This window comes from Achromobacter spanius (assembly GCF_003994415.1).
Lineage (GTDB): Bacteria > Pseudomonadota > Gammaproteobacteria > Burkholderiales > Burkholderiaceae_B > Achromobacter > Achromobacter spanius_C.
This window is the reverse complement of record NZ_CP034689.1, coordinates 3,097,841-3,123,007: the sequence shown is the minus strand read 5'-3', so window position 1 is coordinate 3,123,007 and position 25,167 is coordinate 3,097,841. Positions and strand designations below refer to the sequence as shown.

General features: G+C 65.3%; 19 protein-coding genes. 10 read left to right on the top strand and 9 right to left on the bottom strand.

Features of this window, described 5'->3' with window-relative positions; genetic code table 11:
* Positions 1–241: 241 nt before the first annotated feature.
* The 4 genes from ELS24_RS14385 to garD form a co-directional block, all read right to left on the bottom strand.
* Positions 242–601 (bottom strand): hypothetical protein, encoded by a 360-nt coding sequence (locus tag ELS24_RS14385; protein WP_127184508.1) that lies wholly within the window; start codon positions 599–601, stop codon positions 242–244.
* A gap of 82 nt (positions 602–683) precedes the next feature.
* Positions 684–1,688 carry a Bug family tripartite tricarboxylate transporter substrate binding protein gene (locus ELS24_RS14380; RefSeq protein WP_127184507.1) on the bottom strand — a complete coding sequence of 335 codons (1,005 nt, stop codon included), beginning with the start codon at positions 1,686–1,688 and terminating at the stop codon, positions 684–686.
* A 77-nt stretch (positions 1,689–1,765) separates the two neighbouring features.
* Positions 1,766–2,815, bottom strand: a complete 1,050-nt coding sequence (locus ELS24_RS14375) for an SMP-30/gluconolactonase/LRE family protein (protein ID WP_127184506.1) — start codon at positions 2,813–2,815, stop codon at positions 1,766–1,768.
* Between the two features lie 85 nt (positions 2,816–2,900).
* Positions 2,901–4,475, bottom strand: coding sequence for a galactarate dehydratase (gene garD, locus ELS24_RS14370; RefSeq protein WP_127184505.1), 1,575 nt, complete (start codon positions 4,473–4,475; stop codon positions 2,901–2,903).
* Positions 4,476–4,733: 258 nt separating this feature from the next.
* On the opposite strand from garD, the gene ELS24_RS14365 reads away from it, so the two are divergent.
* The 4 genes from ELS24_RS14365 (at position 4,734) to ELS24_RS14350 (ending at position 10,554) form a co-directional block, all read left to right on the top strand.
* Positions 4,734–6,317: an aldehyde dehydrogenase (NADP(+)) gene (locus ELS24_RS14365; protein WP_127184504.1), complete on the top strand. Its 1,584-nt coding sequence runs from the start codon at positions 4,734–4,736 to the stop codon at positions 6,315–6,317.
* A 148-nt stretch (positions 6,318–6,465) separates the two neighbouring features.
* The gene (locus ELS24_RS14360) at positions 6,466–7,014 is read left to right on the top strand and encodes a sigma-70 family RNA polymerase sigma factor (protein ID WP_230695945.1); all 549 of its coding nucleotides are present in this window, start codon (positions 6,466–6,468) and stop codon (positions 7,012–7,014) included.
* Entirely contained in the window at positions 7,011–8,003 is a 993-nt protein-coding gene (locus ELS24_RS14355; protein WP_050444895.1) for a FecR family protein, read from the top strand. Before ELS24_RS14360 ends, ELS24_RS14355 begins: the two co-directional genes overlap by 4 nt.
* Before the next feature lie 145 nt (positions 8,004–8,148).
* A complete protein-coding gene (locus tag ELS24_RS14350; RefSeq protein WP_127184503.1) occupies positions 8,149–10,554 on the top strand; it encodes a TonB-dependent receptor in 2,406 nt (801 codons plus the stop codon).
* Positions 10,555–10,567: 13 nt separating this feature from the next.
* On the opposite strand, the gene ELS24_RS14345 is transcribed toward ELS24_RS14350, so the two are convergent.
* The 5 genes from ELS24_RS14345 to ELS24_RS14325 all read right to left on the bottom strand — a co-directional run bounded on the left by ELS24_RS14345 (position 10,568) and on the right by ELS24_RS14325 (position 17,763).
* Positions 10,568–11,695, bottom strand: coding sequence for a hybrid sensor histidine kinase/response regulator (locus ELS24_RS14345; protein WP_127184502.1), 1,128 nt, complete (start codon positions 11,693–11,695; stop codon positions 10,568–10,570).
* 20 nt (positions 11,696–11,715) lie between these two features.
* Positions 11,716–12,315, bottom strand: coding sequence for a chemotaxis protein CheB (locus ELS24_RS14340; RefSeq protein WP_050444898.1), 600 nt, complete (start codon positions 12,313–12,315; stop codon positions 11,716–11,718).
* On the bottom strand, positions 12,312–13,151 hold the full coding sequence (locus tag ELS24_RS14335; RefSeq protein WP_127184501.1) for a CheR family methyltransferase: 840 nt from the start codon (positions 13,149–13,151) through the stop codon (positions 12,312–12,314). The genes ELS24_RS14340 and ELS24_RS14335 overlap by 4 nt, the downstream gene beginning before the upstream one ends.
* Before the next feature lie 36 nt (positions 13,152–13,187).
* The gene (locus ELS24_RS14330) at positions 13,188–16,628 is read right to left on the bottom strand and encodes a response regulator (RefSeq protein WP_127184500.1); all 3,441 of its coding nucleotides are present in this window, start codon (positions 16,626–16,628) and stop codon (positions 13,188–13,190) included.
* A gap of 151 nt (positions 16,629–16,779) precedes the next feature.
* Complete coding sequence (locus tag ELS24_RS14325) at positions 16,780–17,763, bottom strand: Bug family tripartite tricarboxylate transporter substrate binding protein (RefSeq protein ID WP_083447201.1); 984 nt, start codon at positions 17,761–17,763, stop codon at positions 16,780–16,782.
* Between the two features lie 289 nt (positions 17,764–18,052).
* Here ELS24_RS14325 and kdgD point away from each other — a divergent pair, with 289 nt between their 5' ends.
* The 6 genes from kdgD (at position 18,053) to ELS24_RS14295 (ending at position 25,129) form a co-directional block, all read left to right on the top strand.
* A complete protein-coding gene (gene kdgD / locus ELS24_RS14320) occupies positions 18,053–18,967 on the top strand; it encodes a 5-dehydro-4-deoxyglucarate dehydratase (RefSeq protein WP_050445009.1) in 915 nt (304 codons plus the stop codon).
* Between the two features lie 300 nt (positions 18,968–19,267).
* A complete protein-coding gene (locus ELS24_RS14315) occupies positions 19,268–19,996 on the top strand; it encodes a FadR/GntR family transcriptional regulator (protein WP_050444901.1) in 729 nt (242 codons plus the stop codon).
* Between the two features lie 441 nt (positions 19,997–20,437).
* Positions 20,438–21,454, top strand: coding sequence for an amino acid ABC transporter substrate-binding protein (locus ELS24_RS14310; RefSeq protein WP_050444902.1), 1,017 nt, complete (start codon positions 20,438–20,440; stop codon positions 21,452–21,454).
* Between the two features lie 167 nt (positions 21,455–21,621).
* Complete coding sequence (locus ELS24_RS14305; RefSeq protein WP_127184499.1) at positions 21,622–22,830, top strand: aminotransferase class I/II-fold pyridoxal phosphate-dependent enzyme; 1,209 nt, start codon at positions 21,622–21,624, stop codon at positions 22,828–22,830.
* Positions 22,831–22,860: 30 nt separating this feature from the next.
* Positions 22,861–24,024 carry an amino acid ABC transporter permease gene (locus ELS24_RS14300; protein ID WP_205736992.1) on the top strand — a complete coding sequence of 388 codons (1,164 nt, stop codon included), beginning with the start codon at positions 22,861–22,863 and terminating at the stop codon, positions 24,022–24,024.
* Position 24,025: 1 nt separating this feature from the next.
* Entirely contained in the window at positions 24,026–25,129 is a 1,104-nt protein-coding gene (locus ELS24_RS14295; protein WP_127184497.1) for an amino acid ABC transporter permease, read from the top strand.
* The last annotated feature ends 38 nt before the right edge of the window (positions 25,130–25,167 follow it).

Genomic DNA, 25,167 nt, shown 5'->3' with positions numbered 1-25,167 from the left:
CTCCGGGGCGAGCGCTGGCGCTAGGCGTGGGCGGGCAGGCATGGTGGTGGGTTCCCCAAAGTCACGATAGAAGCGGTACGGCCGGAAGATAGCAAACGATGTTGCCTTGCAACAAGCGTCGTCACGGTTTTTTTCAATGCCGTTGCCTGCATTGCAACCGCGCGGCATGTCATGCACGTTTCAAAGCCGCGTTTCAATGTCGCGTTTCAATGCCGCGTTTCAATGTCGCGTTCCACCGTCCCTAGCGGGGCAGCGCGGGCCCCGGCGTCAAGGGTCCCAAGGGTTGCCCACGCTGTGGCATCGGCGGCAGCTTCGGTTGCGCCGGGCCGCTCCATGGCGGCGGCGCGCGGTTTGCATTCGCGCCCGATGCCGGCTCCGGGTAGCGCGCGCCCCCGCAGGACGTGCCCAGACAAGGCTGGCCAGTACGGCCGGGATCCACCTTCCTGGAACATGAAGTCCCCAGGCAGGTGTCTGGCAAGGTGCGCGCGGACGCGGGCGGCTGTGGCACGGTGGGAACGCCGTCCCGCGCCAGCGCGGGGCCAGCGGCCAGCGTGCCGCAAGCAAACAGCCCGAAGGATGCGGCCAGGGTCAGGGCTTTCATCGCGGCTCCAAGGCAAGACGAACCAGGCACGAGTGTGCGCCCATTCGTCCGCCCCTCGCAACACGCGCGTCCTGGCCCCGGTTCAATCCAGCTTGATGTTCGTGCTTTCCACCACCTTGGCCCAGCGCGCGCGTTCGCTCGCGAAGAACTGCGCCAGTTCGGCCGGGCTGCGCGTCACGATTTCGGCGCCCTGCTCGTTCAATTGCGCGGTGACGTCCGGCTGGGTCACGATCTGCGCCATCAGCATGGCCAGGCGTTCGGCCACGGGGTCGGTCATGGTCGCCGGCGCCATCACGCCCTGCCACGTACCGGACTCAAAGCCCTTCACGCCTTGTTCGGAAATGGTCGGAATGTCGGGCACGAGCTTCATGCGCTCGCCCTTCGAAATCGCCACCGCGCGCAGCTTGCCGGACTTGATGTGCGGCAAGGTCGCCAGCAGCCCGTTCATGATGATCTGGGTCTGCCCGCCGATCGTGTCCGTCACCGCTTGCGAGCCGCCCTTGTACGGCACGTATTCCCATTGCGCGCCCGTGGCCTGCTGCACGGCCACCGCCGCCAGGTGCGGCGCGCTGCCGATGGCCGTCACGGCAAAATTCAAGCGTTCTTTTTTCGACAGCGCCACCAGGTCCTGCAAGGTCTTGGCCGGCACGTCGGGGTGCACGGCCAACACGTGCGGCGAATAGGCCAGCATGCCGACGGCGCGCAAGTCCTTGGACGGATCGAACGACAGCTTGGTGTAGACGGACGGGCTGATGGCCAGGGCGCCCACGTCGCACAGCAGCACGGTATGGCCCTCGGCCGCCTGCTGCACGACCAGCCCCGCGCCCAGGTTGCCATTGGCGCCGGGTTTGTTCTCGACCACCACGGTCTGCTTCAGCGCATCGGACAGACGCGGCGCCAGGATGCGCGCGATGATGTCCGAAGAGCCCCCGGGCGGATACGGCACGATGATGCGCACCGGCCGCGTCGGCCAATTCGCCGCTGCGCCGCTTGCGCCAGCGCCTGCTTGCTGCGCCCAGGCGGGCACCAGGGGCGACAGGCATAGCGCCGCGGCGCCGCCCAGGAAATGTCTCTTGCTTACGTTCATGCTGTCTCCACACGGGTTGATGTTGTTCTGGGATAAAACCGGCGCGGCGTCCTGCAACGCCGCGCTGCTTGCTAACGTCACACAGCGCCCCGCGTTTCCACGTACAGGGCGTACAGCGAATGGCTGCTGGCCATGAACAGGCGATTGCGCTTGGCGCCGCCAAAGCACAGGTTGGCGCAGCGTTCGGGCAGGCGGATGTGGCCGATGGACTTGCCCGCCGGGTTGAACACCATCACGCCGTCCAGCTCTTCGGGCTTGGCGCCGGCCGCGCCATTGCTGCCCCAGCCGCACCACAGGTTGCCGTCTTCATCGCACTTGATGCCGTCGATGGCGCCGGGCCCCTGCGCGTCGATATGCAGGCGCTTGCCCGATAGCGCACCGTCCGCGCCCACGTCGTAGGCCCACACCACGCGGTTGGGTTGGTGGCGCGACTCCACCACATAAAGAATCTTCTCGTCCGGCGAAAAGCACAGGCCGTTGGGCGCGGCCAGATCGCCCAGCGCCTGCGTCACGCGGCCGTCCGATGGGTCGATGCGGTAAACCCCATGCGGCAGTTCCGACTTGGCCTTGTCGCCTTCCCAATGGCCGCCGATGCCAAACGGCGGATCGGTGAACCAGATGGCGCCGTTGCGCTGGCAGATGATGTCGTTGGGCGAATTGAAGCGCTTGCCGTCGTAGCGGTCGGCCAGCACCGTGATGGAGCCGTCGTACTCCGTGCGCGTGACGCGCCGCGTCAGGTGCTCGCAGGTCAGCAGCCGGCCCTGGCGGTCGCGGGCCAGGCCGTTGCTGAAGTTGGCGGGCTTGCGGAATTCGCTGATTTCGCCGGTGGTGTCGTCCCAGCGCAGGATGCGGTCGTTGGGAATGTCGGACATCAGCAGATAGCGGCCGTCCCCCACCCACACCGGCCCTTCCAACCAACGGAAACCCGTGGCCAGTTGCTCGACGGTGCTGCTGTAGATGCGGTATTTGGAAAATGCCGGATCCAGGATCTGCACGGACGAATCCGGGTAGCGTTGCTGCGGCGTAAAGCTGAACGACTGCGCCTGCGCCAGCGTGGCGGGTCCCAACGCCAATGCGGCGCCCAGCAGTCGGCGGCGGCCGGGTTGGGCCAAGGGGGCATGCTCCATCGGTGTCTCCTTTTGTCGGTGCAGTGCGATGGCAATGCGGTCGAGCGGGTGGGCGGCAGGCGGCGGGCCTTTGGCCCTTTGGCCCTTAAGTCACCGGGCCGGGGTTGAACAGCGCCAGGGCGTTGTGCAGCTTGAGCTTTTCCGCACAGGTCTGCTGGCGGCCGCTGGCCACGTCCAGCATCAGGCGAAACAGCTCCCAGCCCACGTCTTCGATAGACGCCTGGCCCGTGGCGATACGGCCGGCGTTCACGTCCATCAGGTCATGCCAGCGGCGCGCCAGGCTGTCGCGCGTGGCCACCTTGATGACCGGCACCTGCGCCAGACCGTAGGGCGTGCCGCGCCCGGTGGTGAAGATGTGCAGGTTCATGCCGGCCGCCAGTTGCAGCGTGCCGCAGATGAAATCGCTGGCGGGCGTGGCGGCAAAGATCAAACCTTTTTGCGTGAGGCGGTTGCCGGGCGACAACACCCCGTGAATGGGCGACGAGCCCGACTTCACGATCGACCCCATTGCCTTTTCCACGATGTTCGACAAGCCACCCTTCTTGTTGCCCGGGCTGGTGTTGGCGCTGCGGTCGGCCATGCCGCGTTGCAGGTAATCGTCGTACCAGGCCATCTCGCGGATCAGCGCGTCGGCCACTTCGGGCGTGGCGGCGCGCGCGGTCAACTGGTCGATGCCGTCGCGCACTTCGGTGGTCTCGGAGAACATCACCGTGCCGCCCGCGCGCACCAGCAGGTCGGTGGCGAAGCCCACGGCGGGGTTGGCCGTCAAGCCCGAAAAGGCGTCGCTGCCGCCGCATTGCACGCCTACCGTCAGGTCCGACACCGGGCAGGTTTCACGGCGGCGCGCATTCAGCTTTTGCAGATGGCGTTCGGCGGTGCGCATGATCAGGTCGATCATCGACTGAAAGCCCACGTTCTCTTCGTCTTGCAGCACGATGGTGTCCACGCCTTCACCGTCGGCGCCCATGCCCTCGCCCGCGCGGATCGGAATGGCGCCCGGCGCCAGCAGCCGTTCGGGTTGCAGCTTTTCGCAGCCCAGGCTGACCACCATGGACGTGCCGCCGAAGTTCGGGTTGCGGGCGATGTTGTGCAAGGTGCGGATGGGAATCGCCGCGCCGGGGGCATCAATGGCCACGCCGCAGCCGTAGGTGTGTTCGATGCCGACCACGTCGTCCACATTGGGATAGCGCGGCAACAGTTCCTGGCGGATGCGCGCCACGGCGTGTTCGACCACGCCCTGCACGCATTGCACCGTGGTGCTGATGGCCAGGATATTGCGCGTGCCCACGGTGCCGTCGGCGTTGCGGTAGCCCTCGAACGTGTAGCCTTCCAGTGGCGGCAGCGGCGTGATGCGCGTGCCCACGGGCAGGTCTTGCAAGGTGCGCGCGGTGGGCATGGTGGTGACACGCTCGTTGATCCAGCTGCCGCGCGGCAGATCCTTGGCGGCAAAACCCACCACCACGTTGTAGCGCACCACGGGTTCGCCTTCGGCCAGGTCTTGCAAGGCCACCTTGTGCCCTTGCGGCACGGCGTCCACCAGTTGCAAGCCATCGGGCAACACCGTGCCGGCAGGCAGCCCCCCTTCGTTGGCCACGATCGCCACATTGTCTTGCGGGTGAATCTTGATAAGCACCGGTGTTTGGTCTGCCGCAACCTGCATGAAAAATCCTTTTGCCTGAGGGAGATACGCAGCGATGCACACGAATCCGCGCATCGGGTTCGTTATCGTACAACCATGAGAATATCCGCGAAATAGCTGATGAATAAATTTCGGGTTTCCCCTTGTCTACAAGTACATACATAGAGCAATCATCTTGAAACTGGGGTGTTTCGTGTTGTACGATGACTTACATTCAACGCGGCATCTACCGTGCACCTACGCCCCCGACCAGGGGCTGTCTTTTTTGGAGAATTCATCATGACCCTGACCGGCCAAATGCTGATCGGCAAAAGCGCCGTCCTGGGCTCGGGCGCGGCGCAACACGCCATCAACCCCGCCACCGGCGAACGCCTGGAACCCGCCTTCCCCGCGGGATCGGCGGACGACGTCGCGCGCGCCGCCGAGTTGGCCCGCGCGGCCTTTGACCCCTACCGAGCCGCGCCGCTGGAAACCCGTGCGCAGTTTCTGGAAAGCATCGCCGAAGGCATCATGGCGCTGGGTGATGCGCTGATTGAACGCACCCACCTGGAAACCGGCTTGCCCGTGGCGCGCCTGCAAGGCGAACGTGGCCGCACCGTGGGCCAGTTGCGCCTGTTTGCCCGCGTGGTGCGCGACGGCTACTTCCTGGACGCCACCATCGACCCCGCGCAACCCGAACGCCAGCCGCTGCCGCGCGCCGACCTGCGCCTGGCCAACGTGCCGTTGGGCCCCGTGGCGGTGTTCGGCGCCAGCAACTTCCCGCTGGCCTTCTCGGTGGCGGGCGGTGACACCGCATCGGCGCTGGCCGCCGGTTGCCCCGTCATCGTCAAGGCGCACAACGCGCACCCCGGCGCCTCTGAAATGGTGGGCCGCGTGATCCAGGCCGCCGTCGCCAAGCACGGCTTGCCCGAAGGCACGTTCTCGTTGCTGTTTGGCGCGGGTAGCGAAATCGGCACCGCCCTGGTGTCGCACCCGGCCATTGCCGCCGTCGGCTTCACGGGCTCGCGCCGTGGCGGCCTGGCGCTGGTTGCCGCCGCCAATGCCCGCCCGGTGCCGATTCCCGTCTACGCCGAAATGTCCAGCATCAACCCGGTGTTCCTGATGCCGGCCGCCCTGGACGCGCGCGCCGAAGCCATCGCCCGTGGGTTTGTGGATTCACTGGCCATGGGCGTGGGCCAGTTCTGCACCAACCCCGGCCTGGTGATCGGCGTGGAAGGCTCGGCGCTGGACCGCTTCCGTCAAGCCGCCGCCGAAGCCGTCAAAGCCAAGGGCGCGGCCACCATGCTTACCCCCGGTATCTTTGCTGCCTACCAGGACGGCGCCGACGCACTGGCCAAGCACGCAAGCGTCACCACGCTGGGCCGGGGCGAAGCGTCCAAGCCGGAAGCCAACGCCGCCGGCGCGGTCGTGTTCGGCACGCAAGCCGACCGCTTCCTGGCGTCGCACGAGCTGGAAGCCGAAGTGTTCGGCCCCGCCTCGCTGGTGGTGGCCTGCCGCGACGTGGCCCAGATGACGGCCGTGGCCGAGCACCTGGAAGGCCAGTTGACGGCCACTCTGTTCGTGGACGATGCCGACGTGGCGCAAGCCCAAGCGCTGCTGCCCGTGCTGGAACGCAAGGCCGGCCGCATCCTGGCCAACGGCTACCCGACCGGCGTGGAAGTCAGCCACGCCATGGTGCATGGCGGCCCCTTCCCGGCCACGTCGAACCCGGCGTCCACGTCGGTGGGCGCCACCGCGATCCGCCGCTTCCTGCGCCCGGTCTGCTACCAGGACCTGCCCGACGCGCTGCTGCCCGACGGCGTCAAGCGCGCCAACCCGCTGTCGCTCATGCGCATGGTCGATGGGGTGATGACGCCAGCCTGACGCCGCAGCGCCACACTGGTTTTATCCCGGGTTGCCAAGGCCACGGGGGGCAAGCCATAATCTGCGCTCGTTAAATAATTGATAAGTGTTCGCATTAGCATTAATCGCTGTTCATGGATGCGGACACTTATCGCGAGCGAGCGGGATCTTGAGCGCTGCCCCCCCTTTGTCCCAGGACTTTGAACACCTGTACGGCAACCATCACCACTGGTTGCTGGCCTGGGTGAACTGGCGCCTGGGCAACGCAGCCGACGCGGCGGACCTGGCGCACGACGCTTTCGTGCGACTCTTGACCCGCCCCTGCCACTTCGACACCCCGCAGCAGGCGCGCAGCTACTTGCGCAAGATGGCCAACGGCATGTGCGTGGACCTATGGCGCCGCCGCAGCCTGGAACAAGCCTGGCTGGACGCGCTTGCCGCCCAACCTGAACCCACCGTGTCGTCAGCCGAGGACCAGGCCATGGTGCTTGAGGCGCTGGGCGAAATCGACACCATGTTGCGTGAACTGCCGCCCAAGGTTGCGCACGCCTTCGTCATGGCGGTGGCCTGCGAAATGACTGACCAGGAAGTGGCCGACACACTGAACGTATCCGCCCGCATGGTGCGCAAGTATGTGGCGCGCGCCATGCTGTGCTGCATGAAGCTCGAAGCCCGACTGGTCGCCGAAACGATCACCCCCGCCCCGGCCACGCCATGAACACCCTGGCCGCGTCCGAACCCACGCACGACGTCATGGAAGAAGCCGCCGAGTGGTACGCCTTGCTGCGCACCGGCCAGGCGTCCGCCGCCGAGCGCCAGCAATGGCGGCAGTGGCTGGACCGGGGCGCCGAGCAGCGCCAGGCCTGGAGCTACGTGGAACGCATTGATCGCCGCTTCAACCCCTTGCAAACCAGCCCCGACCGCAACGCCGCCGTATCGGCCTTCCACCAGGCCATCAGTGCCGCGCCGCGCCGTCGGCGCCAGGTCTTGCTGGGCTTGGGCGCGGCTTTCGGCCTGTCGTGCTTGGGCTGGACCGCATGGCGCCAGACACCCTTGTCCACCCTGGCCACCCTATGGGGCACCGACTACCGCGCCGGCGTGGGCGAAACGCGGCAAGTGACACTGGCCGACGGCACCCGCGTCTGGATCAATGCGCTCAGCGCCTTCAACGTGGCCTACAGCGACACGCAGCGTCGGCTGCAATTGGTGGCGGGCGAAATCCTCGTCGATACCGGCAAGGACCCGCTGCGCCCCTTTTTCGTGGACACCGAACAAGGCTCTTTGCAGGCCCTGGGCACGCGCTTTTCGATCAGCGAGGCCGACACGGACACGTTGGTCGCCGTCTATGACGGCGCGGTCCGCGTGACCACCTTGCGTTCGGGCGCCAGCGAAGTCGTCTCGGCGGGCCGGCAGGCGCGGTTCACCCGCGACACCTTGCAGCCCCTGGCGCCGGCCGACCCCGCGCGCGAAAGCTGGCGCCAAGGCTTGCTGCTGGCCGACGGCACGCCTTTGTCGGAAGTGGTGGCCGCGTTGCGCCGCTACCATGCCGGGCACCTGGGTCTGGCGCCGCAACTGCGGAATCTGCCGGTGTTTGGCAGCTATCCGCTGAACGACGTGGACCGCGCGCTGGACATGCTGGCCTCGGTGCTGCCCATCCGCCTGCAGCGCACCTTGCCTTGGTGGATCAGCCTTGAACCGCGTGCGTAGAAAATAAATCCAAAAAAATCAAAAAAAGTCCGCGCGGCGGTTCCGGGTTTTGAAGGCAGGTTCGATTTAGGAAAGTGAGAGCTCCTGCAACGCAGGACATTGCCAACTTCCTTTTCCTTTTTCGCAAGCGCGCACAGGTTCCGTCATGTCCCATCGTTTTACCCCCGCCCCCACGCTGGCGCTGGCCCTCGCCCTGTCGGCGATCTGGGCGCCGGCCCTGCATGCCCAGCCCACGGCGGCGGGCGCCGGCCAGGCCAGAGAACTGCTGACGTTCGACATTCCCGCCGCCCCCGTCGCGCAGGTGCTGACCCGCCTGGCCAATGAAACCGGCATCTTGCTGGCCGCCCCGCCGCAACTGCTGGCCGGCCGCCAAAGCAGCGGCGTGCGCGGACGCTATTCCCGCGCCGACGCCCTGAGCCAGGCCCTGGCCGGCACCGGCCTGCGCGCCACGCGCGAGGCGCCCAACCAGTTCCGTCTGTCCGCCATCCCCGACGCGGGCACCGCCACCACGCTGGAACCCGTTACCGTGACCGCCACCGGGCTGGGTAGCGGCCTGCCCCCCGCCTACGCGGGCGGCCAAGTGGCCACGGGCGGCCGCGTCGGCCTCTTGGGCAACATGAGCGACATGGACACGCCCTTCAGCGCCACGCAATACACCGCCAAGCTGATCGAAGACCAACAGGCGCAGAACATTGGCGACGTGCTGGTCAACGACCCATCGGTGCGCAACACCTATTCACGCGGCGCGGGGCGCGACGAGTTCAACATCCGCGGCTTCACGCTGTTCAACTACGACGTGTCGTTCAACGGCCTGTACGGCGTGTCGCCGCGCAACGCCAGCTCGCTGATCGGTGTCGAACGCGTGGAAGTGCTGCGTGGCCCCAATGCCCTGCTCAACGGCATGGCCCCTTACGGCTCGGTGGGCGGGGCCATCAACCTGGTGCCCAAGCGCGCCGGGGCCGAACCGCTTAACCGCTACACGGTCAACTACATCGGCGACTCGCAGTTCGGCGTCCACGCCGACCTGGCGCGCCGCTACGGCGACAGCAAGGAATGGGGCGTGCGCCTGAACGTGGCCGGCAGCGACGGCGACCTGCCCCAGGACGGGTCCAAGGAAACCCTGGGCGCGGTGGCGCTGGGCCTGGACTACCAAGGCGAGCGCTTCCGAGTAGACGGCGACATCAACTACCAGAACCGCAACACCGACGCACGCAGCGGCTTGCTGTTCGCGCCGGCGCCGGGCACGGACATTGGTTCCGCGCCCGACGCGCGCCGCAACTTCTTCCCATCGTGGACCTACTGGAAAACCAAGGAATGGTCGGGCGCGCTGCGCGCCGAATACGACCTGACGCCGGACTGGACGGTGTACGGCGCAATCGGCGCGCGCAAGCACGACTTTGAAAGCCTGCAAACCAGTTGGCTGATGCTGGACACCAATGGCGACATCGGCGCCGTGCCCGCCCGCCTGAATGAATCGCTGCTGAGCAAGACGGGCGAAGTCGGCCTGCGTGGCCGCTTCAACACGGGCCCGGTCAAGCACGAGCCGTCGATCAGCGCCAGCGCGCTGGACATCGACTATTCGTCCGCGCGCATCCGTTCCAGCACCATCTTTTCCAACCTGTACGACCCGGCCGACCTGCCCAAGCCGAACATCGCGCGCCCCGGTGACCTGCCCCGCACCAGCGAGTCGCGCTTATACAGCGTGGCGCTGGCCGACAAGCTGTCGTTTGCCGATGACCGCGTCCAGATCATTGCGGGCTTCCGGCACCAGCGTATCGAATCGACCAACTTCGATGCCGCCACGGGCCGCACCGCGTCCGAATACAAGAAGTCGGCAGTCACGCCCGCCTTCGCCTTGACGGTGCGCCCCACGCAACGCCTGTCGCTGTACGGCAACTACATCGAGGGCTTGAGCCAGGGCGCCACCGCGCCTGAAGGCGCCGTCAACGCGGGTGAGATGTTTGCCCCGGAAATCGCCAAGCAGATCGAAGTGGGCGGCAAGTACGACTTCGGCGACTTCTCCACCACGCTCAGCGCGTTCCAGATTGAAAAGCCCAGCAGCTATCTGGATCCGGCCTCGCTGCGCTATGTATCCAACGGCCAGCAGCGCAATCGCGGCCTGGAATTCCTGGTGCAAGGTGACGCCGCGCCCGGTGTGCGCCTGCTGGGTGGCGTGGCCTACACCGACGCGCGCCTGACCCGCACGGAAGGCGGCGTCAACGATGGCAACCACGCACCGGCCGTGCCGCGTTTTCAATTCAACGCGGCGGCGGAATGGGACACGCCCTTCCTGCAAGGCCTGACCCTGACCGCGCGCATGCTGCGCACCACCCAGCAGTACGTGGACGTCGGCAACACGCAGACGATCCCCGGGTGGACGCGCTTCGACCTGGGCGCGCGCTATGCGTTCAACGCCAACGGCACGCCGATGGTGGTGCGGGCCACGGTGGAAAACGTGTTCAACAAGAACTACTGGCAGTCCGCCGCGCGCGAAGGCCTGACCGTTGGTGCGCCCCGGACGGTGCTGCTGTCGGTGTCGGCGGAGTTCTGATCGGACGCGGTAACTAGGCCGCGCCCCCGCGCGGCAGCTCTACCCGAAAGCGGGTGATGCCATCGCGTGATTCCGCGTTGATGCGCCCGCCATGGCTCAGCACGATCTGCTGCGCAATGAACAGCCCCAGGCCCAGCCCGTCAGGGTTGTCGGCCCGGCGCTCGCCCCGGCGAAACGGGTTGAACAGGTGCGGCAGCAAAGCCGGGGCAATCGTGCCTCCATTGCTGACGGTCACGGTGACCCGGTCCGCCGCCGCGCCATCGGCCTCTACATGCACGGGTACATCGCGCTCGCCATGGTGCAAGGCGTTGCCAATCAGGTTGGCAAACACCTGGCACAGGCGTTCGCCGTCCCATACGCCCGCCATGTCGCCCACGCAATCACAATCGATCTGTCGGTCGGGAAAGCCCGTCTGCGCTTCATCCACCGTACGGCGCACCAGCGTATCCATGCGCTGCGGCGCCGACGCCAGCGTCAGGCCGCCAGCCTGGCGGATGCGCGTCACGTCCAGCAGGTCGTCGATCAGCCGCGCCATGCGCTCACTGCTTTGCAGCATGCGCTGGGCCAGGCCGGCCACGCGCGTCGGGTCGTTCTGCCGCTGCAGCAGGGCCGCGCCCATGACGATGGACTGCAACGGCGTACGCAGGTCATGGCTTAGCACCGCCATGAACATCTCGTTGATGCGCAGGGCTTCGGTGCGCTCTTCCAACTGCTGCGCCAGCGCGCGCTTGCGCTCGTGCAGTTCGAAGAACACGTTGGCCTTCATGCGCAGCGTGTGCGGGTCGATCGGCTTGTACAGAAAGTCCACGGCGCCGCTTTCGTAGCCACGGAACTGCCAGTTCTGCTCGCGCGAGCCGGCGGTGATGAAAATCAGCGGAATGTGGCGGGTGCGCTCGCTGCCCCGGATCAGCTCGGCCAGTTCGAAGCCGTTCATGTCGGGCATTTGCACATCCAGCAGGGCCAGGGCCACGTCGCCGTGGTTCAGCAGCAGTTCAAGCGCTTCGGGGCCGGACTGTGCTTTCAGCACCTGGACCCGGCTGCTATCCAGCAGCGCTTCCAGCGCGACGAGGTTTTCGGGCACATCGTCGACCAGCAGGCATTTGATGCGTTCTTCTTGTGGTTTGGGGGGCGTCAGGAACATGGTGTCAAGGCAGTGTTGGGTTACAGCACAGGCTGCGTTGGCAATTGGGACAGCATGGCGGCAATTTCGTCAGGCGTCAGGACATCGTCCACGGCAAAACGCGCCAATGCCGCATTCGGCATGGTGGGCATGGCGGCGGACGACGGCGCTTGCACCACGGTGCGGCCCCCGGCGGCGTTGATCGCCGCCAGGCCTTGCGCGCCGTCTTCGTTCGCGCCGGACAGCAAGATGCCCATCAATCGGTCGCCATAGCTGTCGGCGGCGGATTCAAACAAGACGTCAATCGATGGCCGCGAAAAAAACACGGGCGCGCCCACCGACAAGGCCAGGCGAGGCCCCTGGTCCACCAGCAAGTGGTAGTCCGGGGGCGCAAAGTACAGATGGCCGGGCTGTATCGGAAGCTGGTCTTCCGCCTCCAGCACGGGCAAGGCGCAGCGTTCGCGGAAAATATCCACGAGCAGGCTGCGGCGGTCACGTGGCAGGTGCAGCACCACGATCACCGCCGCGCACAGCCGCGCGGGCAAGGCCGGCACCAACGCGTTCAAGGCGTCGATGGCGCCCGACGATCCGCCGATGACGATGGCGTCAATGCGGTTCCATGGCCCGGCATTCGCGCTCATAGTCCCGCCTTCTTGCGGTAAATGCGCTCTTCCAGCACGAAGTCGTCGAAGTTGTCGGCCTGCGCCGAAAACCGCAGCGACTCGCGCGAGCCCAAGCCCAGAAAGCCCCGATGCACCAGCGCGTCGTGAAACAGCCCCAGCGCGCGGCTTTGCAGGTCGCGCTCGAAATAGATCAGCACGTTGCGGCACGAAATCAGGTGCACTTCGGCAAACACGCTGTCGGTGGCCAGGCTGTGATCCGAAAACACCATGTGTTCGCGCAAGCGCTTGTCGAACACCACACGCCCGTACCGGGCCGTGTAGTGGTCCGACAAAGACGTACGCCCGCCGGACCGCGCGTGGTTGTTGCTGAAGGCCGCGACCCGGTCCAGGTCGAACACGCCCTGCTCGGCGGCGCGCAGCGCGTGCGGGTTGATGTCAGTGGCGTAGATCAGCGCGCGGTCCAGCAAGCCTTCTTCGGCCAGCAGGATGGCTAGCGAATAGACCTCTTCGCCCGCGCTGCACCCCGCCACCCACACTTTGATGGACGGATAGGTGCGCAAGAGGGGAATGACCTCGGTGCGCAGCGTCAGAAAATACGTGGGATCGCGAAACATGTCGCTGACCTGCACGGTCAGGAATTGCAGCAGCGCGGTAAATACCGACGGCTCGTGCAGCACGCGGTCTTGCAGTTGCGACAGCGTTTTGCAGCCGAACTGCGTCAGCGCGCTTTGCAGGCGCCGCTTTAGCGAGGCCTGCGCATATTGCCGAAAGTCGTAGTGGTAATGGTGATAGATGGCATCAAGCAGCAGGCGCTGCTCGATATCATCAACACGGGCTTTGGCGGAGGCGGGCATGGGGGTGTTCTGCGGAAATCGGCGCGGGCGGCAGCGTTAGCTGCGCATCCAGACGCGCACCAGGGACAGCAGCCGTTCAACGTCCAGCGGCTTGGCGATGTAGTCATTGGCGCCCGCCGCCAGACACTTTTCCTGATCGTCCTTCATGGCCTTGGCGGTCAGCGCAATGATGGGCAAGCGCCGCCACTCGGGCCGATTGCGAATGTGGCGCATCGCCGTGTAGCCATCCATCTCGGGCATCATGATGTCCATCAGCACCAGGTCGATCGCGGGCACGCCGTCCGCGCCCGCGCGCTCCAGCGCATCCAGCGCCTCGCGGCCATTGCGCGCAATTTCCACCCGCAGGCCGGTGGGCTCCAGGATGCTGGACAGCGCGAACACATTGCGCACGTCATCCTCCACCACCAGCACCGTGCGGCCCTCCAGCGCCGAATCGCGGCTGCGCGCCAGCTCCAGCATCTGGCGGTGCTCGGGCGGCAGTTCGGCTTCCACCTGATGCAGGAACAAGGTCACCTCGTCCAGCAGGCGCTCGGGCGAACGCGCGTCCTTGATGATGATGGACTTGGAAAAGCGGCGCAGGTGCTGCTCTTCGTCGCGCGACAGCGCGCGGCCCGTATAGACGATGACCGGCGGGAACGACACGCTGTCCTGCTCGGCCATCTGTTCCAGCAACTCGTAGCCGCTCATGTCGGGCAGGTTCAAGTCCATCACTACGCAATCAAAGGTATTCTCGCGCAGCAATGCCAGTGCGGCCTGCGCCGTGGCGGCGGGCACGATCTCGACGTCATTGCGCGCCAGCAGTTGGCGCACGCTTTCGCGTTGGCGGTCGTCATCTTCCACCACCAGCACGCGCCGCACATGCTGCGTGAACTTGGCCTCCAGGCGCCGCAAGGCTTCGACCAGCTCTTCGCGCTTGACCGGTTTCAGCGCGTAGCCCACTGCGCCACGGCCCATGGCTTCCTGCGCATAGTCGGCCACCGACACCACGTGCACGGGAATATGCCGGGTCTGCGGGTTGCGCTTCAGTTGGTCCAGCACGCCCAGGCCGGAGAAGTCGGGCAGGTTCACATCCAGCACGATGGCGTTGGGCCGCTTGCGCACCGCCAGGTCCAGGCCGTCCGTCGCGGTGTGCGCCAACAGGCAGCCAAAGCCCATTTCGCGCGCCAGATCGGCAAGAATGCCGGCAAAGCGCTCGTCATCTTCAATGACCAGAATGCTGCGATCGGACTCCGGGCCGTCGCTGGCGGGCGGTTCGGCGGCGGGCGCCGTGGCGGGCCGCGCTTGAGCCACGGGCGGGCGTTGCTTGGGCACATCCCACAAGGTCGGCGCCGTAACCCGGGACGATGCCGCCGCGCCACCCGCACCGGTCGCTGGCTGCTGGCCTTCCAGGCGCACCGGCACTTCCAGGGTAAAGACGCTGCCCTGCCCGGGCGTGCTGACCACCGTCAGCTTGCCGCCCAGCAGTTCGGCCAGGTCGCGCGAAATAGACAGGCCCAGCCCCGTGCCGCCGTACTTGCGATGGGTGCTGCCGTCGGCCTGGCGGAACGCTTCAAAAATCAATTCCTGTTGCTCGGCCGGAACACCAATGCCGGTGTCGTGCACGGCAAAGGCCAGCCGCTCGCGCCCTTGCCCCAGCACCCGCGACACCCGCAAGGTGACGTTGCCGCGCTCGGTGAATTTCAGCGCATTGGACAACAGGTTCTTCAGCACCTGGCCCAGGCGCTTGGGGTCGGTATGCATGGTGGCGGGCACGGCCTGCTCGATGTCCAGCTCCAACGCCAGGCCTTTTTCCAGCGCCATCGGCCGCAACGGCTCCAGCAGGCGCTGCAAGGTCAGCGCAATGGGCACCTGCTCGATTTCCATGGTGGCCTGTCCGGCCTCGATCTTGGCCAGATCCAGAATGTCGTTGATCAGCGTCAGCAGGTCGCTGCCGGCCGCGTAAATGGTCTGCGCGTACTTGACCTGCTCGGCGCTGAGGTTGCCCGGTTTGTTGTCCGACAGCAGCTTGGCCAGGATCAGCGTGGAATTCAAGGGCGTGCGCAATTCGTGGCTCATGTTGGCCAGGAACTCGCTCTTGAACTGGCTGGCCTGCGTCAGTTGGCGCGCTTTTTCGGTCAGCGCGCCCTGCACCCGCAGCAACTGTTCGGCCTGCGCTTCCAGATTGGAATTGGTCTGCTCAAGCTCGGTCTGCTGCAGTTCCATGCGCGCCTGCGACTCCTGCAGGATGCGGCTTTGCTGCTCAAGCTCTTCATTGCTGACGCGCAGTTCTTCCTGCTGCGTCTGCAGTTCTTCCGCCTGACGCTGGGTTTCTTCCAGCAGCGCCTCAAGGCGGCTACGGTCCTGACCCGCGCGGATCGCCGACGCCAGCATTTCCGACGCGCCTTCCAGCAGGCTGCGCTCCAGGTCACCCACTGGGTGATTGAAGCCCAGTTCAATCACGGCATAGACGCGGTTGTTATGCATGGCGGGCGCCAGCATCAGTTCAGCCGGATTGGAACGCCCCACGGCCGAGGCCAATTCCAAATGCCCCGCCGGCACGTCGCGCACATGCAGCAAGCGGCGCGAGGTGACCGCCTGGCCCGTCAGCCCTTCGGCGGGCAGGAATTTTTGCGCCAGACGTTCGGGCGGCAGCGCGAAGCCGCCGAACAATTCCAATTCCCCCGTACTGCGCTCGACCACATAGCCCGCGCCCACGTCCGCATTCAGGTATTCGGCCAGGTAGTCCAGCGTGCGCTTGCCGATCTCGTCCAGACGCTGATCGCCCTGCAGCCGCAGACTAAGGCCCGAAAGCCCGGTCGTCACCCAGGACTGGCGCGCCTTGGCCTGATATTCGCGTACGGTCATGCCGGCCGAAATGGAGATCAGCACCAGCAACAGCAGCGAACCGCCCCAGGAGTAATAGGCCGAGGTGGTGGTGGCGTCGGACCAGGCGTTCTTGCCCGCCGCCAGTTCCTCCATCTGCCGCGTGTACAAATCAGCGACCAGGTCGCGCAGCCGATCCATCGCCTCTTTGCCGGTGTCGGTACGGACCACGGCCAGCGCGCCTTCCACGTTGCCCGCCTTGCGCATGTCGATGGTGCTCTGCAACTCGGCCAGCTTCTGTCGGGTGATGCCTTCGATATCGTTGACCAGGCGGCGCTGCCCGGAGTCGTGGTCGGTGGCCCCCCGGATCACGGCAAGGCGCTGCTGGATCAAGGGCAGCGAACGCAGATACGGTTCCAGATAAGAGGGGTCGCCGGTAAGCAGATAGCCGCGCTGGCCGATCTCGGCATCCTTGACCGCTGAATTGAACAGGCTCAGCTGGCGCAGGGTCTCGGTGCTGCGGTCCATGGCCATGACCGCGTTGGACCGTCCATCAGCCGAGCGCACGTTGACGAAGGCGATCAGCAGCGTGGCAAGCGCCGCCGTCAAGAAGCCGGCCAGCAGCGTCCGAGGAAAGGCAGAGCGGTTGGCGGGCTGCGACGACGATTTTGGCATGGTGGCGGGTGGGGGTTGGGGCTGGGAATTCGTGGCAGGAATTCGCGTCGGGAATTCGCTAAAGGTGAAATCCTACCGGAATTTTTCCGGCCACCCTGCCTCGCCGGCTGGCCGCCCCGCTGCCCCGCCCGCCCTGCCGGTTTGGCCCCGCTTACTGGGGTCGCAACTTGCCGTCCGCAATGATCTTTGCCCACTTGGCTTGTTCCCCGGTTTGAAACGCGTTGAACTCGGCAGGCGTGTTCGGCGTGTACGCCAAGCCCAGGCCCTTCATCTTCGCGTCCACCTCGGGCTTGGCGATGATGGCCGCAATCGCCTTGTTCAAGCGGTCGACCACCGCCGGCGGCGTATTGGCGGGCGCGTAAATGCCCTGCCAACTGCTGACGTCGAACCCCGCCACGCCCGCTTCCTGCATGGTGGGCACGTCGGGCATGACCTCGGTGCGCTTGGCCGACGTGACGGCCAGCGCGCGCACCTTGCCACTCTTCACGTACGGCAAGGCCACCAGCGCGGTTTCAAACGAGCTGGGAATCTGGCCGCCGATCAGGTCCTGGATGGCTGGCGCGCTGCCTCGGTACGGCACGTGCGTGAGATGCGCGCCGGTCAATTGCTTGAACACTTCGCCCGACAGATGCTGCGACGTGCCCTGGCCCGCCGAACCAAAAGCGATGGTGTCCGGGTTGGCCTTGGCCGCCGCCACCACGTCCTGCACCGTCTTATAGGGCTGGTTCGCGCCCACCAGCAACACGTTCGAGATGCTGCCCAGCAAGATCACCGGCGCAAAGTCGCGGGCGGCATTGTAGTTGATGCCGGGCAACAGCGCCGGGTTGATCGCGTGCGTGGCAATGGTGCCCAGCAGCAAGGTGTAGCCGTCCGGCTTGGCGCGCGCCACCGCGTCGGCGCCCAGCACGCCGCCCGCCCCGCCCTTGTTTTCCACCAGCACGGTCTGGCTCAGGCTGGCGCCCAGTTCCTGCGCGACCATCCGGCCCAGGATGTCGGACGTGCCGCCCGCCGCGAACGGCACCACCAGGGTGATCGGCTTGGCGGCCGGCCAGTCGTCGGCGGCATGGGCGGCGACGCCCAGGGTGGTCAGGGCCAGCGCGGCCAAGGTACGGCGGAACAAGGGAAATGCCTTCAAGGTTTGTCTCCTGATTGGGACCCGAGGGTAAGGTCGTCTTTTCTTGTACGTTGTCGTACAACTTATCGGAAACGGAGAATACTGCGGCAAATACCGGCATTTCAATCTAGGGTAATTACGGAGTTTTTTTACCGCGGGATGTAGCGATTCTTCACTCAAGATCCGAGCGCATCCCGGACCTATTGCCTACCTTAATTTCATGTTGTACGATGACCGACATCTATTCAAGACAGATGGCCCCGCCATCGCCCAGATCGCTTTTCTTACTTACTTTTTATTGGATGAAGGCATGACGACTCCCCAGGAACTCAAGGAAATCGTATCGGAAGGCTTGCTCTCCTTCCCCGTGACGGACTTTGACCAGAACGGCGATTTCAACCCCAAGACCTACGCCGCCCGCCTGGAATGGCTGGCCCCGTACGGCGCCACCGCGCTGTTCGCCGCCGGCGGCACGGGCGAGTTCTTTTCCTTGGCGCCCCAGGAATATTCAGACGTCGTCCGCACCGCCGTGCAGACCTGCGCCGGCAAGGTGCCCATCCTGGCCGGCGCGGGCGGCCCCACCCGCACCGCCATCGCCTATGCACAAGAAGCCGAGCGCCAGGGCGCCAAGGGCATCCTGCTGCTGCCCCACTACCTGACCGAAGCGGCCCAGGACGGCATCGCCGCCCACGTCGAACAGGTTTGCAAGTCGGTCAAGATCGGCGTCATCGTTTACAACCGCGCGCAGTCGCGCCTGTCGGCCGACAGCCTGGCCCAGTTGGCCGAACGCTGCCCCAACCTGGTCGGCTTCAAGGACGGCATCGGCGACATCGAAGCCATGGTCCGCATCCGCCGCAAAATGGGCGACCGCTTCTCGTACCTGGGTGGCCTGCCCACCGCTGAAGTCTATGCCGCCGCCTACCGCGCGCTGGGCGTGCCGGTGTATTCCTCGGCCGTCTTCAACTTCGTGCCCAAGACCGCCATGGACTTCTACCGCGCCATTGCCGCCGGAGATTCCGACACCACCAACCGCTTGCTGGATGATTTCTTCCTGCCGTACCTGGAAATCCGCAATCGCAAGGCCGGCTACGCCGTCAGCATCGTCAAGGCTGGCGCGAAACTTGTCGGCCATGACGCCGGCCCCGTGCGCGCGCCGCTGACCGACCTGACCGGCGAAGAAATGGAAATGCTCAACGCGCTGATCAAGAAGCTCGGGCCGCAGTAAACGCCCAGCTATAAAACCAGCCACTGGCTGACAAGAACGCCCTCGGATTTTCGAGGGCGTTTTTTTTGCTTGGCGTCTTTTGCCGATGCATCGGGCACAAACCCGCATCGCCGTTTGCCTCACCTGTATGTTGTCATACAGCATACTGTTCCGGCGGGTTCGATATCGTTGCATCAACGCCGGAACCCCGTTCTATCACCCCGTTGAACGCCCGGTCGCGGTGTCTGGAAAGCGTACACTTGCGGCTCCGGACGCGGGCCCATGGCCCGCTGCAATTGCCACACCCCCATAAGAGAGACGATGGAAACTCCCGCCCGGCCCCGCCAGCGTTCGCGCCTGACAGACGTGGTCATCGAGGAACTGAACAAGCGCCTGGATGCCCGCACCTATCGCGCCGGCGACAAGCTGCCGTCGGAACACGCGCTGTGCGACGAATTCAACGTCAGCCGCACGGTCATCCGCGAAGCGGTCGCGTCGATGCGCCTGAGCGGCCGGCTGGTCAGCAAGCCCGGCATCGGCGTATTCGTCACCGAAGACCGCGAAAAGCCCATCGACTTCGTCATCGAACCGGCCACCGATCCGCGCTGGGCGCTGCACATCATGGAGCTGCGCGCGGGGCTTGAAGTCGAAGCCTGTGGGCTGGCGGCCGAGCGCCGCAGCGCGTCCGACCTGAGCGGCATCGTCGAAGCGTTCGACGCCTTCAACCGCGCCACGCGCGACATGGAAGCCGCCGTCAAGGCCGACTACGAATTCCATCTGTCCATCGCCAAGGCGTCGAACAACCCGCACTTTCCCGCGCTGCTGCGCGCCGCCGTGCGCGACGTCATGCTGGACTTGAACATCAAGCACGGCGGCAAGACGCCCGAAGAATTGGAAACCTACGAAACCCGCAACGTGCGCGAGCACGAAGCCATCCTGACGGCCATCATGCGCCGCGACCCCGGCGCCGCGCGCGCCGCCATGGCTCGCCACCTGGGCGACAGTATCGCGCGCTACCGCAAACTGCTATCTCACGGCCCCGCGCAGTAAGCCGTTTTACCAGGTGAACCGTGCCGGCAATGTCACCGCCGGCACGGCAATTACGGGAATCCCCTTACTTGCTAGCCTGTATGACCACTGCCATCATACGTCTTATGACTTAGCGGTCCGGAAGGACGCCGGTTTGCCGACCCTGCCCGCCCCGCCAAGCATGACCCTCGTTATGACCCACGTTGTACAAGTACCGCCGATGAGTCCGATCCTTTCCCTACGCACCACGTTCCAGCGCTACACGACGCGTATCCATCGGCATACCCCCTGACCGCATAGTCCGGTCACACCGCGCCCGTTCCGGGCCCGCTTCCCTTTCCCCTCCGCACTCGTGCGCCACTGCCCGGCCCCGGCCGGCGATCGGCTGCGCGCGTTGCGGAAGGTTTCCACTTTCCCCGCTTATCCCAAGCGTTTTCGACCCCCTCCCCAGGAGCATTCTTCATGCGTAAGTTTCTGACCACCGCCGTTGCGGCGACTTTGCTGTGCGCCGCCTCTGGCGCGCAAGCCGGCGTGACGTTCGATGCCGTCAAGAAAAAGGGTTTCTTGCAGTGCGGCTTTGCCGGCATTCCCGGCTTCTCGGTGTTGGACAGCAAGGGCGAATGGACGGGCCTGGACGTGGATATGTGCCGCGCCGTGGCCGCCGCCATGTTCGGCGACGCCTCGAAGGTCAAGGGCAATGTGTTGACCGCGCAAGCCAAGTTCACCGCCTTGCAGTCCGGCGAAATCGACATGCTGTCGCGCAACACCACGCAGACGCTGACCCGCGACACCACGCTGGGCCTGATCGGCGTGGGCGTGAACTTCTATGACGCGCAAGGCCTGATCGTCAAAAAGTCCATGAACGTGAAAAGCGTCAAGGAACTGGACGGCGCGACGATCTGCGTGCAGCCCGGCACCACTACCGAACTGAACCTGGCCGACTACTTCCGCAGCCGTGGCCTGACGTTCAAGCCGGTGCTGGTCGAGAACTACGACGAAAACTTCCGCCTGCTGGAAACGGGGCGTTGCGACGCTTACACCAACGACAAGTCCAACACCGCCGCCAACATGCGCACGCGCCTGGCCAAGCCGGAAGATTGGGAAATCCTGACGGAAAACCTGTCCAAGGAGCCCTTGGGCCCGATGGTCCGCCAAGGCGACGAGCAATGGTTCAACGTGGTGCGCTGGTCGCTGAACGCGATGCTGGAAGCCGAGGAATACGGCATCACGTCCAAGAACGTGGATGACATGTTGAAGAGCACGAACCCCAACGTGCAACGCATCCTGGGCGTGACGCCGGGCATGGGCAAGAACCTGGGGCTGGACGACAAGTGGGCCTACAACATCATCAAGCAGGTGGGCAACTACGGCGAAAGCTATGACCGCGCCATGGGCAAGGACAGCCCGCTGAAGCTGGAGCGTGGCCTGAACAAGCAATGGACCCAGGGCGGCCTGATGTACGGCTGGCCGGTGCGCTAAGCGCCCGCCCTCGCCTTCGCCTTCGCGACGACGCACGTGCATACACAACCCCGCGCCGTCGCACCACCGCGCCCGTGCGCGGCTTCGCCTTCCACGCGAAGCCGCTTTTCTCTTTACCCGCAAGCCGGCCATCGCACGGCCCCGTTTGCCTCTTTTACGTTGCAACCATGAACAGCATCGTCAACGCCCGCCTGAAACAGATCAAACCTTCGCCCAGCATGGCCGCCAAGATCGTCGTGGACGAATTGCGCCGCCAGGGCCGCGAGATCGCCGACTTCACGCTCGGCGAACCCGACATGTCCACGCCCGCCCACATCGCGCGCGCCGGCCAGGACGCCATCGCCAGCGGCGACATCCGCTACACCAGCCCGAATGGCACCGTCGGCCTGCGCCGCGCCATCGCCAACAGCCTGCAACTGAGCCTGGGCGTAGCCTACGGCATGGACCAGATCACCGTGGGCGCGGGCGCCAAGCAGATCATCGGCGCCGCGTTGACGGCCAGCCTGGAACCCGGCGATGAAGTCATCGTCTGCGCGCCGTACTGGGTCTCGTACCCCGACATGGTGCTGTTGAACGAAGGCAAGCCCGTGGTCGTGACTGGCCCGGAATCGCAAGGTTTCAAGCTGGACGCCGCCACGCTGGAAGCCGCCATCACGCCGCGCACGCGCTGGTTGATCCTGAATTCCCCCAGCAATCCCAGCGGCGCCGTGTATAGCGCTGCTGAACTGCACGCCCTGACCGACGTGTTGCTCCGTCATCCGCAGGTCTGGATTCTTAGCGATGAAATCTATGCGCCCTTTTGCTACAACGGCCAGGCGCATGCCTCGCCCGTGCAGGTCGAGCCGCGCTTGATCGAACGCACGCTGATCGTCAACGGCATGTCCAAGTCCTACGCCATGACGGGCTGGCGCGTGGGTTATGGCGCCGGGCCGGCCGACCTGATCAAGGCGATGAGCACCGTCATGTCGCAAAGCACGTCCTGCCCCAGCGCCATCTCGCAAGTGGCCGCGCAAGCCGCCCTGGAAGGCGACCAATCCAGCGTCACCCAGATGGTCGACATCTTTCAAGCCCGCCGCGACCTGATCGTGCGCCGCCTGAACGCCATTCCCGGCATTTCGTGCGCGATGCCCGACGGCGCCTTCTACGTGTACGCCAATGTGCAGGGCCTGATCGGCCGCACTGGCCCGGCCGGCGAACTGAAGACTGACCTGGACGTCAGCCTGTTCTTCCTGCGCGAAGCCGGCGTGGCGGTGATTGACGGCGGTTCGTACGGCTTGTCGCCCTACGTGCGTTTCTCGTTCGCGACGTCCACCGAAGTCATCGAGCAAGGCATGGACCGCCTGGAAGCGGCCGTCAAAGTCTTGATGGCGGACTAAGTCGTGGCCAAGAACACCGCGCTATCCCCAGTGCCGCGGCCCGCGCACCGGGTGTCCTGGAACGACCCGGCCACCCGCGCGCTGGTCTACCAGGTGCTGGCCCTGACGCTGGTCGGGGCGGGCGTCTGGTTCCTGGTGCACAACACGCTGCACAACCTGTCGATGCGCAACATCGCCACGGGCTTCGGCTTTCTGGACCGCGAGGCGGGCTTTGCCATAGGCGAATCCGTGATCGCCTACGGCCCCGCCGACACCTATGGCCGCGCCATTTTCGTGGGCGTGCTGAACACGCTGCGAGTTGGCCTGTTGGCCTTGGTTGCGGCGACCATCCTGGGCGTTTTCATCGGCGTGGGCCGCTTGTCGAAGAACTGGCTCGTGAAGAAAATCACCTCGGTCTACGTCGAGGTGATGCGCAACGTGCCGCTCTTGTTGCAACTGTTCTTCTGGTATGCGCTGATCACCGAAAACATGCCGGGCCCGCGCCAGGCGCACAACCCCATGCCGGGCGTGTTCATTTCCAACCGAGGTCTGAAAGTGCCCGGGCTGGAAGGCGCGTCGCTGGACTGGGTGCTGGGCGGACTGGCGCTGGCTATCGTCGGCATCCTGCTCCTGGGCCAGTGGGGCACGAAGCGCCAGGAAGCCACGGGCCGCGTGTTTCCGCTGGGCCGCGCGGCCATCGGCCTGTTGATCGGCTTGCCGTTCGTGGGCTGGCTGGCCGGCGGCGCATCGTTGACGCTGGACATGCCGGCCTTGAAAGGCTTCAACTTTGTCGGCGGGCTGACGCTGTCGCCGGAGTTTGTCGCCCTGTTCCTGGGCCTGACCGTCTACACCTCGGCGTTCATCGCGGAAGTGGTGCGCTCTGGCATCCAGGCGGTCAACAACGGCCAATGGGAGGCCGCCGGTTCGTTGGGCCTGCCGCGCGCGAAAGTGCTGCGCCTGGTTGTGCTTCCGCAGGCTTTGCGCGTCATCATTCCGCCCATGACCAGCCAGTACTTGAATCTGCTGAAGAACAGTTCGCTGGCGGTCGCCATCGGCTATCCGGACATCGTCTCGGTGGTGAACACCACGCTGAACCAAACCGGCCAGGCCATTGAGGGCATCCTCATCATCATGGGCGCGTATCTGACGGTCAGTCTGTCGATTTCAATATTCATGAATTGGTACAACAAGCGCATCGCGCTGGTGGAGCGTTGAGATGAGCAGCACTACGCACTCCTTCACCGAAGCCCTGCCCCCGCCCAGCACCCAGGTGGGCGCCTGGGCATGGGTACGGTCCCGCCTGTTCTCGTCGCCGCTGAACATCCTGATCACGGTACTGCTGGCGTGGTTTCTGTTGATGTCGTTGCCGGCGCTGGTGGAATGGGCTTTCCTGAAAGCCAACTTCACCGCGACCGACGCCACGGAATGCCGCGCGTCGGTCGGCGGCGCCTGCTGGGCGTTCATCGTGGAAAAGCACCGGCTGATCCTGTTCGGCACCTATCCTTTCGATGAACAATGGCGGCCACTGATCGCCACGCTGCTCCTCGTCGGCGTGATCGCGTGCAGCGGCATGCGACGCTTCTGGAACGGCAAGCTGGCGCTGATCTGGACGGGTGGTCTGACGGCCGTGGCGCTCTTGATGTGGGGCGGCGTGTTCGGCCTGACGTACGTCGAGAACTCGCGCTGGGGCGGCCTGCCGCTGACCTTGATATTGGCCACCTTCGGCATTGCCTTCGCCTTCCCCATCGGCGTGATGCTGGCGCTGGGCCGGCGTTCGAAAATGCCCGCCATCAAGGCGCTGTGCGTCGTGTACATCGAGCTGATCCGTGGCGTGCCGCTGATCAGCCTGTTGTTCATGTCGTCGGTGATGCTGCCCTTGTTCCTGCCCGAAGGATTCACCATCGACAAGCTGCTGCGGGCGCAGATCGCCATCATCATGTTCGCCGCGGCGTATATCGCGGAAACGGTGCGCGGCGGCTTGCAGGCGATTCCGAAAGGCCAGTATGAAGGCGCGGATTCGCTGGGCCTGAATTACTGGCAACAGATGCGCAAGATCATCCTGCCGCAGGCGCTGAAGATCGTGATTCCGCCTCTGGTCGGCATTTTCATCAGCCTGTTCAAGGACACGTCGCTGGTTGTCATCATCGGCATCTTCGATTTGACGCTGGCCGCCAAGGCAGCCTTGTCCGACGCGGCATGGCGGGGTTTCGGGGTGGAGGCCTATCTCTTCATCTCGCTGATCTACTTCGTCTTTTGCTATTCCATGTCCAAATACAGCCAAGCGCTAGAAAAGCGCCTGGCCACCGGGCACGCGCGCTGATTGCGCGGCGCTCCCCCGGTAAACCTTACGGAGACCCA